Below are 15,594 nucleotides of genomic sequence, written 5' to 3' on the forward strand. Positions count from 1 at the left end.
TGGAGAGCGAGGGGTTGCGGGTGCGAGTCGGACTGCTGACCCGGGAGTACCCCCCGGACGTCTACGGCGGTGCTGGTGTTCATGTGGAGTTCCTCGCCCGGGAGTTGCGGCCCCTGGTCGACCTGGAGGTGCACTGCTGGGGCGAGGGCCGCGGGGTCGGCGTCGTCCGGCACCGCCCCTGGTCGGCCCTGGACACCGCCAACGACGCGCTGCGCACCTTCTCCGTGGACCTCGCCATGGCCGCGGGTCTGGAGGGGCGCGAACTCGTGCACTCCCACACCTGGTACGCCAACCTCGCCGGCCATGTCGCCAAGATGCTGTACGGCGTCCCGCACGTGGTGACCGCGCACTCGCTGGAGCCACTGCGCCCCTGGAAGGCCGAGCAACTCGGCGGCGGATACGCGCTGTCGAGCTGGGCCGAGCGCAGCGCGATCGAGGCCGCCGACGCCGTGATCGCCGTCTCCGGGGCCATGCGCGAGGACATCCTCGGCTGCTACCCCGCCCTGGACCCGGCGAAGGTCCACGTCGTGCACAACGGCATCGACACCGCCCTCTACCGGCCCGACCGCTCCACCGACGTCCTCGCCCGGATCGGCATCGACCCGGGCCGCCCCTACGTGCTGTTCGTGGGCCGTATCACCCGCCAGAAGGGCGTGCCCCATCTGCTGCGCGCCGTGCGGGACATCGATCCGGCCGCGCAGGTCGTGCTGTGCGCCGGGGCGCCCGACACCCCGGAGATCGACCGGGAGTTCCGCGAGCTCTTCGAGGAGCTGAGCCGGGTCCGCGAGGGCGTGCACTGGATCCCGCAGATGCTGCCGCGCGCGGACGTCATCCAACTCCTCACCCACGCGGCCGTGTTCGCCTGCCCCTCGGTGTACGAGCCGCTCGGCATCGTCAACCTGGAGGCGATGGCCTGCGGCACCCCCGTCGTGGCGTCCCGGGTCGGCGGCATCCCGGAGGTCGTCGAGGACGGCAAGACGGGCCTGCTGGTCGATCTCGACGACGCCTTCGAGGCGGGCCTGACACGGGCGCTGGACACCGTCGTCGGCGACCGGGAGACGGCCCGGCGGATGGGCGAGGCCGGACGGGAGCGGGCCGTGGGGGAGTTCGGCTGGGACGCGGTGGCCCGGCGCACGGTCCGGCTCTACGAGGAGATCCTCAAACAGGCGTGACGGAGAACAAGCAGGCGTGACGGAGAAACGGAGAAGTCGTTCCGGCGAGGAGATCCTCGAACAGGCGTAACTGGCAGGCCGCCTGTTCGACGCGATGCCGGTGCAGGCTTAGCGGGAGTGCTCCGAGGGCAGGCATGGAGCACCAGGGTGAGGGGAGCGGCCATGCGTCGTGGTGGGCCTTCGGTACTCGGGATCGTGCTGGCGGGCGGGGAAGGCAAACGCCTGATGCCGCTGACCGCCGACCGTGCCAAACCAGCTGTGACCTTCGGCGGTACATACCGCCTGGTCGACTTCGTTCTGTCCAACCTCGTCAACGCGGACGTGCTGCGCATCTGCGTGCTGACCCAGTACAAGTCGCACTCGCTGGACCGGCACATCACCACCACCTGGCGGATGTCCAGCCTGCTCGGCAACTACGTCACGCCGGTCCCGGCCCAGCAGCGGCTCGGACCGCGCTGGTACCTGGGCAGCGCCGACGCCCTGCTGCAGTCCCTCAACCTCGTCCACGACGATCAGCCCGACTACGTCGCGGTGTTCGGCGCGGACCACGTCTACCGCATGGACCCGCGGCAGATGCTCCAGCAGCACATCGAGGGCGGCGCCGGGGTCACGGTCGCGGGCATCCGCATCCCGCGCGCCGAGTCCTCGGCGTTCGGCGTGATCGCCCCCGGCTCGGACGGGCAGACGATAGAGACCTTCCTGGAGAAGCCGGCCGACCCGCCGGGGCTGCCGGACGCCCCCGACACCGTCTTCGCCTCCATGGGCAACTACATCTTCACCACCAAGGCCCTCGTCGAGTCCCTGCACCGGGACGCCGAGGACGACGACTCGGTGCACGACATGGGCGGTTCGATCCTGCCCCAGCTCACCGCCCGCGGCGAGGCCCAGCTCTACGACTTCGGCACCAACCACGTGCCCGGCGAGACCACCCGCGACCGCGGCTACTGGCGGGACGTCGGCACCCTCGACGCGTACTACGACGCCCACATGGACCTGATCGCCGAGCGGCCCGCCTTCAACCTCTTCAACCGGCAGTGGCCCATCTACACCCACTCCAACCAGCTCTCCCCGGCCCGCTTCAACGCCGGCGGCATGGCGAGCGAGTCCATCATCAGCGCCGGCTGCCTGATCAGGGGCCAGGTCACCCGGTCCGTGCTGTCCCCGGGCGTACGGGTCGACCCGGGCGCGGTGGTCCAGGGGTCGGTGCTGCACGACAACGTCATCGTGGGGCGCGGCGCGGTGGTGCGCGGCGCGGTCATCGACAAGAACGTCGAGGTCCCGCCCGGCGCGACGATAGGCGTCAACCCGGACCGTGACACGGAGCTCTACACCGTCTCCAAGGCCGGGGTCATCGCCCTCGGGAAGGGCCAGTTGGTCTCGTAGCCCGCCGCGTACCCAGGGCCCGGCGCCGTCCTCGCGCCGGGCCCAACTCGTATGCGACGCGCCGGAAGTGAAAACCGCAATTTGCCGGGCTTTACGGCTTTTCCCCCTCACGATGCAGACAGCGATGCAGACATCGATGTCGATCCCGCGGAGGTCATCCGACATGAGAGGGACCCGGCGCACCCGGCTGTGCCTGGCCGGGGTGCTCACAGCGTCCGCGCTGCTCGGCATCCCCGCGGCACGGGCGGCGGAGCCGACCGACGGCCACCTCACCGACCTGGTGAACCCCTTCATCGGCAGCCAGGACGAGGGCAACACCTTCCCCGGCGCGGCCGTGCCCTTCGGCATGGTGCAGCTCTCCCCGGACACCGGGCACAGCACCGGCTACGACTACTCCCAGCACTCGATCCGCGGCTTCTCCCTGGTCCACCTCTCGGGCGTGGGCTGCGCCATCGGCGGCGACCTGCCCGTGCTGCCGACCACCGGGGACGTCACACAGACGGACTACGCCCGGTACGCCGCCGGGTTCCGTCACGCCGACGAGCAGGCGAGCCCCGGCTACTACCGCGTCGGCCTCGACTCGGGCGTCCGGGCCGAGCTCACCGCGACCGCCCGCACCGGCGTACAGCGCTACACCTTCCCGGCCACCGGCAAGGCGAACGTCCTGCTCAACGCGGCCCAGGCGCTGCACCGGCCGGTCAGCAGCGAGGTCCGGATCCTCGACGACCACACCGTCCGCACGAAGATCACCGGCCATGGCTTCTGCCGCGACAGCGCGCCCTACACCGTCTACACGGTCACCCGCTTCAGCCGCCCCTTCACCGCGTACGGCACCTGGAACGGCGGCGCGCTCACCCCCGGCGCCCGCACCGGAGCCGACGGCGCCTACGTCCGCTTCGACACCACCAGGGACCGTACGGTCGAGGCGACCACCGCCCTGTCGTACGTCGACGCGCACGGCGCCGAGGTCAACCTGCGCGCCGAGGGCGGACGTTCGTTCGACGAGGTGCGGCGGCGGGCCCGGGACGCCTGGGAGCGGCGGCTCGCCGCCGTGCGCGTCCGGGGCGGCGGCGCCACCCTCCGCCGTACGTTCTACTCGTCCCTCTACCGGACCTTCCTCGCGCCCACCGTCGGCGACGACGCCGACGGCCGCTACACCGGCTGGGACCGCCGCGTCCACCGGGCCGAGGGCTTCACCTACTACCAGAACTGGTCCCTCTGGGACACCTACCGCACCCAGGCCCAGCTGCTCGCCCTGCTCGCGCCGCGCGAGGCCCGCGACATGGCCCTCTCGGTCCTCAGGATCGACGAGGAGGGCGGCTGGCTGCCCAAGTGGGGCTACGCCACGGTCGAGACGAACATCATGACCGGCGACCCGGTCACCCCGTTCCTGACCACCGCCTACCAGATGGGCCTGCTCAAGGGGTACGAGGAGCGGGCGTACCGGGCGCTGCGGAAGAACGCCGACGGAGTGCCGCCGGCCGCCAACCCGGGGGTCGGCCGCGAGGCCAACGCCGAGTACCTCGCGAACGGCTTCGCGCCGTACATCAAGGGCCGCCCGCACACCAAGGTGGGCGACTCCGACTACGACCACGGCGCCTCCGTCACCCTGGAGTACGCGCTCGCCGACGCGATGCTCGCCCAGATGGCCCGGGACCTCGGCCATGGCGCGGACGCGGCCCGCTATGCCACCCGGGCGCAGAACTACCGCAACATCTTCGACCCCTCCACCGGCTTCTTCCGCGCCCGCGACGCCTCCGGCGTCTTCACCGGCGACCCCGACCCGGCCCGCGGCATCGGCTTCCACGAGGGCACCGCCTGGCAGTACCAGTGGCTGGTCCCGCAGGACCTGCCCGGCGTGATCTCCCTGATCGGCGGCGAGCGCGCGGCCAACCGGCGGCTCGACTCCTTCTTCGCCTACGACAAGCTGCTCGCCGACCCCGCGGGGACCGCCCGCGATGTGTGGGTGCACGGGAACGCGTACGCCTACTACAACGCGGCCGTCTACAACCCGATGAACGAGCCCGACCTCACCGCGCCGTACACCTACCTCTCCACCGGCGAGCCCTGGAAGACCACCGACGTGGTGCACGCGGCGCTGACCCTGTTCACCGACGGGCCGACCGGGATGACCGGCAACGACGACCTCGGCACCATGTCCGCCTGGAACGTGCTGTCGTCCATCGGCCTCTTCCCGGTCCAGCCGGGATACCGCACCTGGGGACTGTCCACGCCCGTCTTCGACCGGGTCGACGTCCGCCTCGACCGCCACTACTGGCCGAGCGGCGGCTTCACGGTGACCGCACCGGGCACCTCGGCGAGCGACCGGTACGTGCAGTCCTCCCGGCTCAACGGATCGGACTACGGTCGGACCTATCTGACGAACGGTTCACTGCGCTCCCTGCGGTCGCTGGCGTTCACGGTCGGCCCGCGCCCGTCAGAGTGGGGTACGTCACCCGAGGCGGCGCCACCGGCGCTGAGATGACCTCAGCTGTCCCTTGAGTCCCGCCTCTTTCGGAGGAGGCGGGACTTAATCTGCTGTTAACTGAGCGTAGCGTGATCGTACTTGACCGTAATCATGAGTCGGCGTTTGACTGCTGATCCACCCTCCGTCGACGCGAGGCGTCCCCTTTGATGAATGCGACTGACCTGCTCGCCCCTCTTGATCTGGCGTTCTGGAACATCGAGTCCGACCGGCACCCGATGCACCTCGGCGCGCTCGGCGTCTTCTCGGCGCACTCGCCGACCGCCGGCGCCCACGCGGCCGACCTGCTCGCGGCCCGGGCCGCCGCCGTGCCGGGACTGCGCATGCGCATCCGCGACGTCTGGCAGCCGCTCGCCTTCGGCGCCGCCGCCCGCGAGACCGACCCGGACTTCGACCCCCTCAACCATGTGCGGCTGCACGCCCCGACGGCCGACTTCCACACCGTCGCCGGCCGGCTCATGGAACGCCCGCTGGAGCGCGGCCGGCCGCCCTGGGAGGCGCATGTGCTGCCCGGCGAGGACGGTGTCTCCTTCGCGGTGCTGTTCAAGTTCCACCACGCCCTCGCCGACGGTCTGCGCGCCCTCAAGCTGGCCGCGGGTGTCATGGACCCGCTCGACCTGCCCGTGCGCACGCCCCGGTCGATCGAGCCGCCCCGCCCGATGCTGGCCCTGCCGGACGTACGCAAGGTGCCCGAGCTGGTGCGCGGCGCCCTCTCGGACGTGGGCCGCGCCCTCGACATCGGCGCCTCCGTCGCCCTGTCCGCCCTCGGGGTGAGCTCCTCGGCCGCGCTGAAGTCCGAGCCGACCGGCACCCGCAGCATCGCCGGGGTCGACCTCGACATCGATGACGTGCACCGGGTCCGCAAGGCTGTCGGCGGCACCGTCAACGACGTCCTGATCGCCGTCGTCGCCGGCGCGCTGCGCCGCTGGCTGGAGGAGCGCGGCGAGGGCACCGAGGGGGTCGCCCCGCGCGCCCTTATCCCCGTCTCCAAGCGCCGCCCGCGCAGCGTCGCCCCACAGGGCAACCGGCTCTCCGGCTATCTGATACGGCTCCCGGTCGACAACCCCGACCCGCTCGCCCGCCTCGATCGCGTCCGAACGGCGATGGTCCGCAACAAGGACGCCGGCCCCAACCGGGGCGCCGGTGCCGTCGCCCTGCTCGCCGACCACGTGCCGGCGCTCGGGCACCGGCTCGGCGGACCGCTCGTCGGCCAGGCCGCCCGGCTCTGGTTCGACATCCTGGTCACCAGCGTCCCGCTGCCCGGCCTCGGCCTGCGCCTGGGCGGCCACCCCCTCACGGCCGTCTACCCACTGGCCCCGCTCGCGCCCGGCCAGTCCCTCGCGGTCGCCATCTCCACCTACCGCAACCAGGTCCACTACGGCCTGGTCGCGGACGCGGCAGCGGTCCCGGACCTGCACGTGCTCGCCCGCGCGGTGACCGACGAGGTGGACTCACTGATCGCGGTCTGCGACGGGTGACAGAAGACACGTGAGGACGAGCCCAAGGGCTGTCCGGCGGTCGTCCGCGCTCGACGGAGGCGGGCAGGAGGGTCGTCCGACGGCCGTACCAGATCGGCGGCGGTGAGCAGGAGGGTTGTCTGACGGTCGCCCGCGTTCGGTGGCGGTGGATGGGAGGGGGCTGTCCGACGGCCGTCCCTGGTCGGTGGCGGTGGGTAGGTAGGGTTTTCCGGCGGTGGTTCGCGTTCGGTGGCGGCGGGGTCGGGCTGCCTGATGGCCGTCCGCGTTCGGTGCTGGCGGGCCGAAGGGGCGTCTGGCGGCTGTCCGCGGTCTGCGGTCCATGGCGGGGTGGCGGGGTGGCGGGCCGTCTACGTGGCTGTCCGCGTTCGGTGGCGGGCGAAGGGTAGTCGTGCGGTCGTCCGTGATCGGTGGCGGCGGGATCTGCGCTCCCGCGGGCTGGCTCGCCGCAAGCACCCCCCGGACCTGGTGGCGGGGGCTTCTGACGGCCGTTCGTGATCGGTGACGGCGGGCTTTTCGGCACCGCTCGCGATCCGGTATTCGGGCGGGTTTGGTTCTGCGGGCCGGCGATCCGTAAAATTCCCTGCTCGAAAGCGGGCGCGAGTCGGAGCGCCGCTGGTTGACCAGGGAAGCGGCAGCGCGATGACGGTGACACAGGACGGCTCGACGGCCGAGGACGTGGTGGACGCGGTGGTCTACGGCCCCGGCATCGACCCCGAGCGGCTCGCCGTCTGCCTCAGCGTGCTCGAGGAGCTGGACGGGCTGGAGGTCGACCACCCGGACGCCATCGCGGTGCGCCGGGCCACGGCGGGCGTCTACCGCACGGTGAAGCAGCGCCGCAGGCAGGAGCGCCGGGCCGCCAAGACCGCCCACGACAAGGCGGTCACCGAGGCCACCGCGACGGGTTCCGCCCAGCGCATCGACGACGAGACCGAGGGCATCCTGCCGTCGTCCGTCACCGACGCGGGCCAGATCGCGGGGATACTCCAGCGCCCGCGCTCCTGCTACACCTGCAAGACCCGCTATGTCGAGGTCGACTACTTCTACCACCAGCTCTGTCCTGACTGCGCCGGCCTGAACCGCGCCAAGCGCGACGCCCGCGCCGACCTGACCGGCAAGCGCGCCCTGCTCACCGGCGGCCGCGCCAAGATCGGCATGTACATCGCGCTGCGGCTGCTGCGTGACGGCGCGCACACGACGATCACGACAAGGTTCCCCAAGGACGCCATCCGCCGGTTCAAGGCGATGGACGACTCCGCGGACTGGATCCACCGCCTGGAGGTCGTCGGCATCGACCTGCGCGACCCGGCGCAGGCCGTCGCCCTGGCCGAGCGGATGACCGAGGCGGGCCCGCTCGACATCCTGATCAACAACGCGACCCAGACCGTACGCCGGCTGCCCTCCTCCTACGCGGCCCTGGTCGACGGCGAGAGCGCCCCGCTCCCCGCCGGCGAACTCCCCGCCCACCACGTCATCGGCGCCTTCAACTCCGGTGCCGTGGACGGCATAGCCGCGCTGCCCATCGGCACCAGCGGCCTGGACGCGCAGAAGGTCGCCGACCTCGCGCTCGTCGCGGGCAACGCCAGCGTCGCCCGGCACCTCGACGGCACCGCCATCGACGCGGGCGGCCTCGTCCCCGACGTCGTCGACACCAACACCTGGGTGCAGACCATCGACCAGATCTCGCCGGTCGAGCTCCTCGAGACCCAGCTGTGCAACTACACGTCGCCGTTCATCCTGATCAGCGCGCTGCGCCCGGCGATGGCGGACGCCGCGAAGAAGGCCGGCAGCGGCCGGGCGTACGTCGTCAACGTCTCGGCGATGGAAGGCGTCTTCGGCCGCGGCTACAAGGGCGCCGGGCACCCCAACACCAACGCCGCGAAGGCGGCCATGAACATGGTCACGCGGACCAGCGCGACGGAGATGTTCCAGACCGACGGCATCCTCATGACCTCCGTCGACACCGGCTGGATCACCGACGAACGCCCGCACTTCGACAAGCTGCGCCTCGCCGAGGAGGGCTTCCACGCCCCTCTCGACCTCGTCGACGGCGCGGCCCGCGTCTACGACCCGATCGTGCTCGGTGAGCACGGCGAGGACGTCTACGGGGTCTTCCTGAAGGACTACACGCCGGGCAAGTGGTGATCCGGGGTTAATCGCCGGCGGCCCCGGCCGCCGGCGATCTACTCTCACGGCAGTGCTCGGTGCGCCGGTCACGCGTTCTTCGTGGTTCGATCCCATACGGGTCCACACATGGGCCCGTCGCCCGTCGGGGGCAGTCGCGTTGCCGAAGTGATCTCGGGCATCAACGATCGGTGGTCGGGCGCGGGTCGTCGGCGCTGGTCGCCCGGTTCCCCGCACCCCCTCCGGCAGGGAGGCGCGCTGCCTTCACCCTCGTACCGCCATCCACCACCAGGTCTGCTCCCGTCACCCACTCCGCGGCGTCCGAGGCCAGCCACACCACTGCTCCCGCCACGTCCGCCGGCTCCCCGATGCGCCCCATCGGCAGGCCCTCGGCGATCTCCCGTTCCCGCGGCTCCCACATGAACCTCGCCATCTCCGTGCGCACCAGCCCCGGCGACACCGAGTTCACCCGCACCCGGGGTGCCAGTTCCCCCGCCAGCTGCTGGGTCAGATGCAGCAGCGCGGCCTTGCTGGTGCCGTACGCGCCGACGTTCGGGCCGACATGCGCCGCGCCCTCCGTGCAGATGTTGACCACCGAGCCGCCGTGCTCGCGCATCCAGCCCCGCCACGCGCACTGCGTCAGCCGCAGCGGTGCCTCGACGTTCACCGTGAACGCCTCCCGCCAGACCCCGAGGTCGGCGTCCATGAGCGGTCCGTACGGACGGTTCGTCGCCGCGTTGTTGACGAGGATGTCGAGCCGCCCGAACTCGTCGAGCGCCAGCCTGGTCAGCTCCCGGGCGTGCTCCGGCTCGGCCACACTGCCCGGCAGGCCGATCCCGCCCAGCTCCGCGGCCGTACGCCGGACCTCGGCCGCGTCCCGCGCGCTCACGCACACCAGCGCACCGGCCGCCGCGAGCGCCTCGGCGACCGCGCGACCGATCCCGCGCGTGCCGCCGGTGACGACGGCTGCCCTGCCCCTGAGCCCGTACGACGACATCATCGCCGTACCGTCTCATGACGGACCGTCAGTCGACAGCCCCCAGGCGGGAGTTGCGGGCCGCGACCAGTTCGAGCACGGTCCGCCAGTCCTCCAGGACGCCCGCGTCGAAGCCCGCGGTGCGGCTCTCCTCGTCGGCCTGGCGCAGCCGCAGCGCATCGTCGTCGGCGGGGGTGCCGTCCCCGCGCACGAGACGGTAGACACGTTCTCCGAGCAGGTGCCGTACGGCGTGCGCGGCGCCGTCGGCGGGGCCCAGCAGTTCCTCGATGCCGTGCACCAGGCCCGCCACCTGGAGCTCCTTGTCGGCGGGGCGGCTGCGGCGCAGCAGCGCGGCGGTGCGCAGTGCGCGCTGGTGCCGGCAGGCGTACAGCAGATCCATCAGCTCCTCGACGCTGCGCAGCTCCATGCGTCAGTCCTTCCGCGAGACAGCCGTTGTCCTGCGCCATCGGATCATGTCGAGTTTTCGACCCGGCCAACGCAACCTGAACTGCACAGCCTGTGAAGGGGGCGGCGGACCGGCGTATCGAAGATGTGTTCGTTTCTGCCGGCCGAGCGAGGGATTCGTAAAAGGGGCATCATGTTACGAACGGGTGTATTTCCGGGCTGCTGAAGTGCGGAGCGACTCGCGATAGTTACACCTTGTTTGCACTCCCTATCGAGCGGACCGGCGCTCATTTGGTTAATCTGTAGGGGACGGACAGCAGTACGGGGTCCCACCCACACCCACGGTCCGTCCCGGGACAAGCCGGCAGACAGCGGCCTGCTCTCCTGTGAGTTACCGGCGCCACCGCGTCCGAACTGGCCTTCCATCCAGACCCGCGCGGGCGCCGAAGCACCGGAACGCAGACTGTCCGGTACGCCCCGAGGGTGACCGACACATAAGGAGTGCGCGGTGACACCTGAGAAGACGAATCGCGAGCAGCGCCCCAAGGAACGCACGGAGCGCGTGGGCAATCGGCCCGGACAGCTCGGAAACCTCGACGTGTGGGCCCGGTCCGCCCCGATCCGCCTCGCGGGTTACGAGGACGACCTCGCCGAGCCCCATATCCTCCCGAGCGTGGACTGACCGGCCGGTCAGTCCCGTCGCGATCGCCGACGCGCATGGGCGTGCGAGACTCACGCCCATGCTGATCAGAGAAGCCACCGCGGCCGACTGGCCGCAGATCTGGCCCTTCTGGCACCGGATCGTCGCCGCCGCCGAGACGTACGGCTGGGACCCCGACACCCCGGAGGAAGCGGCCCGCGCCCTGTGGATGAGCCCGGCGAAGCGTGTCTACGTCGCCGAGGACCCCTCCGGGGCCATCGTCGGCTCCGCCTATCTGACCCCCAACTACGGGGGTCCCGCGGCCGGTGTCGCCAACGCCGGTTTCATGGTCGATCCCGACCGGGGCGGCCAGGGCATCGGGCGCGCGCTCGCCGAGCACATGCTCGCCGAGGCCCGGGCGCACGGCTACCGGGCGATGGTCTTCAACGCCGTCGTCGAGACCAACCCCGCCGTGGCCCTGTGGACCTCCCTCGGCTTCACGATCCTCGGTACGGTCCCGCAGGCCTTCGACCATCCCAAACACGGGCCGGTCGGCCTGCACATCATGTACCGCGCCCTGTGAGCCCGGCTGTTGTCCCGTATGTCAATAACCGGATAGTCACTCGCTAGGGTGCTGTGCATACCACGGGACTCCAGTGCCACCAAGGCCCGGCTGCTCGACGCCGCCTTCACCGAATTCGCCGCCTACGGCATCGCCGGTGCCCGGGTGGACCGGATCGCCGAGACGGCCGGGGCGAACAAGCGGCTGATCTACGTCTACTTCGGCAACAAGGAACAGCTCTTCGACGAGGTGCTGCAGCGGGCGATGACGGCCGGCGCCGATGCCGTCCCGTTCGACGTCGAGGACCTGCCCGGATACGCCGGCGCGGTCTTCGACCACCTGGTGGCGCGGCCGGACCTGATGCGCCTGCGCCTGTGGAAGCTGCTGGAACGTCCCTCCGTCACCGGACTCGAACAGGACGCGTTCCGGAACAAGGCCGTCCTGGTGGCCGAGGCCCAGCGGCGCGGCGACCTCGATTCGGACATGGCCCCCGGCGACCTCCTGGCCATGGTCCTCGCCGCGGCCCAGGCCTGGTTCTGGGCCGCCGAGGGCGTCGCCCCCAAGGGAGGCGGCGAGTCCTGGCCCGAGGAGCGGCGTGCCCTGCACCGCACGGCGGTCGTCGAGGCGGCCCGTCGGATGACCGCGCCCAAGGGCTAGGCGGGGGATGTGCCCAGGCCGGATCGTCCCTGCCTGGCAAGGGCTCCCTCAAGTGGCCGGACGCGGCACGGCAATTGAGGAACGATCGTTCTTGACCGATCGTTCCTCAACTGTCTACTGTGGCGGTCATGGGCAGGCCGAGAGCATTCGACGAGGACGAAGTGGTGCGTGCCGCCGTGGCTCTGTTCGGCGGACGGGCGTATGACGGCGTGTCCGTTGACGACCTCGTCAACCACCTCGGCGTGCACCGCAACAGCCTCTACAAGACGTTCGGCAGCAAACGCGGCCTCTACCTGATCGCTCTGCGCCGCCATCTCGCCGACGACGTAAGCCCGTTGCTCGACGCCCTCGCCGGCGCATCGGACACCGCGGCCGCGCTGCGGCTCGTCACGTCGGCCGACCTCGACCTGCTTCTCCTCGCGGCGGTCGAACGCGCACCGGTCGACGACGAGGTCGCCGCCGAGGTGAGGACCGCGTTGGCCGCCGTCGACCAGGCCATCGCCGACGCGCTCGGCGTTCCCGCCGACCTGGCCGCCGCCCTCACGGCCGCCGCGCTGGGCCTCGTCCTGCGCGGCAACCCCGACAACGCCGCCACCGCGCTGGCCCGATGCCTCGGCCCTCTCACCTGAAAAGGAAACCGACATGGCGCTGATACGTATCGACGGCGACGACCTCGTCGTCGTGATCGAGGGTCTCGACAAGCTCTGGGCCTTCAAAGGCAGCCTGACCATCCCGCTGGCCAACGTCCGTGGCGCGACCGTCGATCCCGGTATCGCCGGCGAACCCAAGGGAATCCGAGCGCCGGGCTCCCACCTGCCCGGTGTGATCATCGCGGGCACATTCCATCAGGACGGCGAAAAGGTCTTCTGGGACGTCAAGGACCGGTCGAAGGCTCTCGTGATCGAACTCGCCGACGAGCGGTACACGCGCCTGGTTCTCCAGGTCGATGACCCCCGCGCGACCGTCGCCCTGATCGAGAGCACCCTCACCGGAAGGAAGTAGGCCCATGTTCCGCCACTTAGCAGGTGCCGTGATGGCACTGGCCGTCGTCACCGCCGTTCCGGCCGGGGCGACGCCCGCCCTGGTGCCTGCCGCCGACCGCGAGGTCGCCTTCACGGCCGACGGTACGACCGCCTACGGCACCCTGCACGTTCCCGAACATCGCGCCGGGCAACGGCTGCGGGCGGCCCTGCTGCTGCCCGGCAGCGGTCCCACCGACCGCGACGGCAACCAAGCGTCCGGGTCCGCACCGGACACCCTGGCCCAGTTGGCCGATACGCTCGACAAGGACGGAATCGCCACGCTGCGGTTCGACAAGTACGGCACCGGCCGCACCGGGCTCGGCGCCTACCAGAGCCACCCGGAGGACCTCGACTACCCGGCGTTCGTCCGCCAGGCACGGGCCGCCTACGAGGCGTTGCGCGACCAGCCGGAGACCGACCCGCACGCGCTGCTCGTCGTCGGCCACAGCGAGGGCGCGATGACGGCACTGCTGCTGGGCGGCACCGTCCGCCCGCGCCCGGCCGGCCTGGCGCTTCTGCAACCGCAGGCGATCCGGTTCCTGGACCTGGTCGCGCTCCAGCTCAAGGCCCAGATCGCCGAAGCGACCCGGCAGGGCCAGTTCACACCTGAGCAGCAACGCACCGTCGACGCGGCCATTGACGCCGCCGTCACCTCCCTGCGCGCACGCCGACCGGTCGACACCACCGATCTGCCCACCCCGGTCGCCCGGCTCTTCGAGGCGTTCCAAGGACCGAACGCCCGGTTCGTGGAGAGCGACGACGCCGTCTACCCGCCGGACACCGCCGCCGCACTCCGGCCGGGAACCAAGGTGCTGCTGACGTGCGGCACGAACGACGTCCAGGTCCCTTGTGACACGACGAACGCCCTGAAGACCGCCCTGCGTCACGCGCATGCCGGTGGACCGGGCCGAGTGGTGCTGCCCGGAGTGGACCATCTGATGCACGACACCGACCACCCGAGCACGCTGGCGCCGCCCGTGCGCGACGCCCTGCATCGCTTCGCTCGAAGCTGACGCCGTCCCAGGACGCCCCCCGAACTCCGGCGCTCTCAGCGCGAACCCATGCGGTCACAGCCTAGCCGGCCGAGTCCGAGCTCTGGTCGAGCGGTGCCGTCCGCTGCCACGGTCGCAGTGTCTCCAGTTGCTGGGCCACCTCCAGCAGAACCGTCTCCGAACCGGGCCGTCCCACCAGCTGTACGGCGCAGGGGGCGCCGGACGGCAGGGTGCCGAACGGGACCGACATCGCCGGCCAGCCGGTGAGGTTCCAGGGCGGGGTGAGGGGGGAGTAGTTGGTGTTGGCCAGCACATTGCGCAGCCAGCCGCGCTCGTGCCAGGGGGCGGCCTTGGGGGAGCGGCGGGCCAGGGCCGGGGTGAGCAGGACATCGTGCTCGGCGAAGAACGGCGTGAGCCGGGCCCGCAGCCGCTCACGGGAGTCGCCGCCTCGCACCCCGCCGACGAACCGGCGTCCGATGGCCGCGTGCACCCGCGTCCGCCGGGCCAGCAGCGCAGGATCCAGCCCGGCCGCGTCCACCGCCGTACCCGCGGTCCAGTGCTGCAGCGAGGTGACGCCCAGCGACAGCGGATACGGCGGCTCGGCGGGCCGCATCTGATGCCCGGTGCCGGCCAGCAGAGCGGCCGCCTCCCGCACCGCGTTCGTATACGGCTTGGTCACGCCCACCCCGGCCAGCGGACTGCGCACCGAGACCGCGATCCGGTACGTCGACCGCTTCTCCGCGCCCCCGAACTCCGTCTCCGCCAGGACCGAGAGCATCAGCCGGGCGTCCTCGACGCTGGTGGCCAGCGGCCCGTTCTCGGACATGCCGAACCAGTCGCCGTTGCCGATCCCGGCCGGGACCACCCCGAACCCGGGCTTGATGGTGACCAGGCCGCAGTTGGCCGCCGGGATACGCAGCGAGCCCATACCGTCGTTGCCGAGCGCGATCGGCACCAGCCCGGCGGCGACCGCGGCCGCGCTGCCGCCCGAGGAGCCGCCGGCGTTGCGCTCGGTGTCCCACGGGTTGCGGGCGGTGCCGTGCACGCCCTCGGTGGTACCGAAGACACACAGCTCGGGCACGTTCGTCAGCCCGACGACCACCGCGCCCGCCGCCCGCAGCCGCGCCACGGTGACATGGTCGGCGTCGGCGGGTGTGTCCGGGGTGGCGGCCGAACCGTCCCGGTGCGCCTCGCCGCGCACCGCCAGATTGTCCTTGACGGCCAACGGCACCCCCGCAAGGGGGAGTTCGGCGAGATCGGCGCGCGCCGCGACCTCGTCCGCCTCCGCGAGCGCCGCGTCGGCCCGGACCGTGCGGAACGCGCCGATCCGCCCGTCCAGCCGTGCGATCCGCTCCAGATGCTCGGCCACCACCTCCCGGGGAGTGGCCCGCTTCTCGCGTACGGCGGCGGCGATCTCGACGGCGGTCCGGCCGGCCCAGCTGGTCACGGGCGCTCCTAGGGGTGCGGAAAAGAGGCTTACTCGTCGGTACGAAAGGGCACTCTGCCCCGCCGGACGCTTCGCGTCGAGAGGACGGGCCGCGGCGGCCGATGCGGGGCGTGGCCCGGTTCGGTCTCCGGGCTTGACGCCGTCTTCGCAGGTCATCCGACCACTGGCTCAACTCCCGCATGCGCACGCCCCATTGACAGGCCACTGGGCCCGCTCAATCATCAGACATCCGATGAATGGAGCCGCGCATGAGC

General features: G+C 71.5%; 14 protein-coding genes. 11 read left to right on the plus strand and 3 right to left on the minus strand.

What is annotated here, in order from left to right:
- Positions 1-20 precede the first annotated feature (20 nt).
- The 5 genes from glgA (at position 21) to AB0D85_RS14790 (ending at position 8,660) form a co-directional block, all read left to right on the plus strand.
- A complete protein-coding gene (gene glgA, locus AB0D85_RS14770; RefSeq protein WP_362319295.1) occupies positions 21-1,172 on the plus strand; it encodes a glycogen synthase in 1,152 nt (383 codons plus the stop codon).
- A 162-nt stretch (positions 1,173-1,334) separates the two neighbouring features.
- Complete coding sequence (glgC, locus tag AB0D85_RS14775) at positions 1,335-2,555, plus strand: glucose-1-phosphate adenylyltransferase (protein WP_362318999.1); 1,221 nt, start codon at positions 1,335-1,337, stop codon at positions 2,553-2,555.
- Between the two features lie 163 nt (positions 2,556-2,718).
- Positions 2,719-5,040 carry a GH92 family glycosyl hydrolase gene (locus AB0D85_RS14780; protein WP_362319002.1) on the plus strand — a complete coding sequence of 774 codons (2,322 nt, stop codon included), beginning with the start codon at positions 2,719-2,721 and terminating at the stop codon, positions 5,038-5,040.
- 149 nt (positions 5,041-5,189) lie between these two features.
- Positions 5,190-6,518 (plus strand): wax ester/triacylglycerol synthase family O-acyltransferase, encoded by a 1,329-nt coding sequence (locus AB0D85_RS14785; RefSeq protein WP_362319004.1) that lies wholly within the window; start codon positions 5,190-5,192, stop codon positions 6,516-6,518.
- A 639-nt stretch (positions 6,519-7,157) separates the two neighbouring features.
- Positions 7,158-8,660: an SDR family NAD(P)-dependent oxidoreductase gene (locus AB0D85_RS14790; protein ID WP_362319007.1), complete on the plus strand. Its 1,503-nt coding sequence runs from the start codon at positions 7,158-7,160 to the stop codon at positions 8,658-8,660.
- Positions 8,661-8,820: 160 nt separating this feature from the next.
- Here the strand turns inward: AB0D85_RS14790 and AB0D85_RS14795 are convergent, their stop codons facing one another.
- Both AB0D85_RS14795 and AB0D85_RS14800 read right to left on the minus strand, forming a co-directional pair.
- Positions 8,821-9,639 (minus strand): SDR family oxidoreductase, encoded by an 819-nt coding sequence (locus tag AB0D85_RS14795; protein WP_362319009.1) that lies wholly within the window; start codon positions 9,637-9,639, stop codon positions 8,821-8,823.
- Positions 9,640-9,664: 25 nt separating this feature from the next.
- Positions 9,665-10,042 (minus strand): hypothetical protein, encoded by a 378-nt coding sequence (locus AB0D85_RS14800; protein ID WP_362319011.1) that lies wholly within the window; start codon positions 10,040-10,042, stop codon positions 9,665-9,667.
- 486 nt (positions 10,043-10,528) lie between these two features.
- Between AB0D85_RS14800 and AB0D85_RS14805 the strand changes: the two genes are divergently transcribed.
- The 6 genes from AB0D85_RS14805 (at position 10,529) to AB0D85_RS14830 (ending at position 13,914) form a co-directional block, all read left to right on the plus strand.
- Positions 10,529-10,702, plus strand: a complete 174-nt coding sequence (locus AB0D85_RS14805; RefSeq protein WP_362319014.1) for a hypothetical protein — start codon at positions 10,529-10,531, stop codon at positions 10,700-10,702.
- 58 nt (positions 10,703-10,760) lie between these two features.
- Positions 10,761-11,243, plus strand: a complete 483-nt coding sequence (locus AB0D85_RS14810; protein ID WP_362319016.1) for a GNAT family N-acetyltransferase — start codon at positions 10,761-10,763, stop codon at positions 11,241-11,243.
- A 48-nt stretch (positions 11,244-11,291) separates the two neighbouring features.
- Positions 11,292-11,879 carry a TetR family transcriptional regulator gene (locus tag AB0D85_RS14815; protein WP_362319018.1) on the plus strand — a complete coding sequence of 196 codons (588 nt, stop codon included), beginning with the start codon at positions 11,292-11,294 and terminating at the stop codon, positions 11,877-11,879.
- A 128-nt stretch (positions 11,880-12,007) separates the two neighbouring features.
- Positions 12,008-12,508 (plus strand): TetR/AcrR family transcriptional regulator, encoded by a 501-nt coding sequence (locus tag AB0D85_RS14820; protein ID WP_362319019.1) that lies wholly within the window; start codon positions 12,008-12,010, stop codon positions 12,506-12,508.
- 13 nt (positions 12,509-12,521) lie between these two features.
- Positions 12,522-12,881 (plus strand): hypothetical protein, encoded by a 360-nt coding sequence (locus AB0D85_RS14825; RefSeq protein ID WP_362319022.1) that lies wholly within the window; start codon positions 12,522-12,524, stop codon positions 12,879-12,881.
- Between the two features lie 4 nt (positions 12,882-12,885).
- Positions 12,886-13,914 carry an alpha/beta fold hydrolase gene (locus AB0D85_RS14830; protein WP_362319025.1) on the plus strand — a complete coding sequence of 343 codons (1,029 nt, stop codon included), beginning with the start codon at positions 12,886-12,888 and terminating at the stop codon, positions 13,912-13,914.
- 61 nt (positions 13,915-13,975) lie between these two features.
- Here the strand turns inward: AB0D85_RS14830 and AB0D85_RS14835 are convergent, their stop codons facing one another.
- Positions 13,976-15,340 (minus strand): amidase family protein, encoded by a 1,365-nt coding sequence (locus AB0D85_RS14835; RefSeq protein ID WP_362319027.1) that lies wholly within the window; start codon positions 15,338-15,340, stop codon positions 13,976-13,978.
- Between the last annotated feature and the right edge of the window lie 254 nt (positions 15,341-15,594).

Source organism: Streptomyces sp. NPDC048277 (assembly GCF_040652235.1).
Lineage (GTDB): Bacteria > Actinomycetota > Actinomycetes > Streptomycetales > Streptomycetaceae > Streptomyces.

Bases quoted from the DNA above. Each gene is read 5' to 3' on its own strand.
- glgC (WP_362318999.1), top strand. From the start codon at position 1,335: ATGCGTCGTGGTGGGCCTTCGGTACTCGGGATCGTGCTGGCGGGCGGG.
- AB0D85_RS14795 (WP_362319009.1), bottom strand. From the start codon at position 9,639: ATGATGTCGTCGTACGGGCTCAGGGGCAGGGCAGCCGTCGTCACCGGC.
- AB0D85_RS14785 (WP_362319004.1), top strand. From the start codon at position 5,190: ATGAATGCGACTGACCTGCTCGCCCCTCTTGATCTGGCGTTCTGGAAC.
- AB0D85_RS14830 (WP_362319025.1), top strand. From the start codon at position 12,886: ATGTTCCGCCACTTAGCAGGTGCCGTGATGGCACTGGCCGTCGTCACC.
- AB0D85_RS14800 (WP_362319011.1), bottom strand. From the start codon at position 10,042: ATGGAGCTGCGCAGCGTCGAGGAGCTGATGGATCTGCTGTACGCCTGC.
- AB0D85_RS14820 (WP_362319019.1), top strand. From the start codon at position 12,008: ATGGGCAGGCCGAGAGCATTCGACGAGGACGAAGTGGTGCGTGCCGCC.
- AB0D85_RS14825 (WP_362319022.1), top strand. From the start codon at position 12,522: ATGGCGCTGATACGTATCGACGGCGACGACCTCGTCGTCGTGATCGAG.
- AB0D85_RS14790 (WP_362319007.1), top strand. From the start codon at position 7,158: ATGACGGTGACACAGGACGGCTCGACGGCCGAGGACGTGGTGGACGCG.
- AB0D85_RS14810 (WP_362319016.1), top strand. From the start codon at position 10,761: ATGCTGATCAGAGAAGCCACCGCGGCCGACTGGCCGCAGATCTGGCCC.
- AB0D85_RS14780 (WP_362319002.1), top strand. From the start codon at position 2,719: ATGAGAGGGACCCGGCGCACCCGGCTGTGCCTGGCCGGGGTGCTCACA.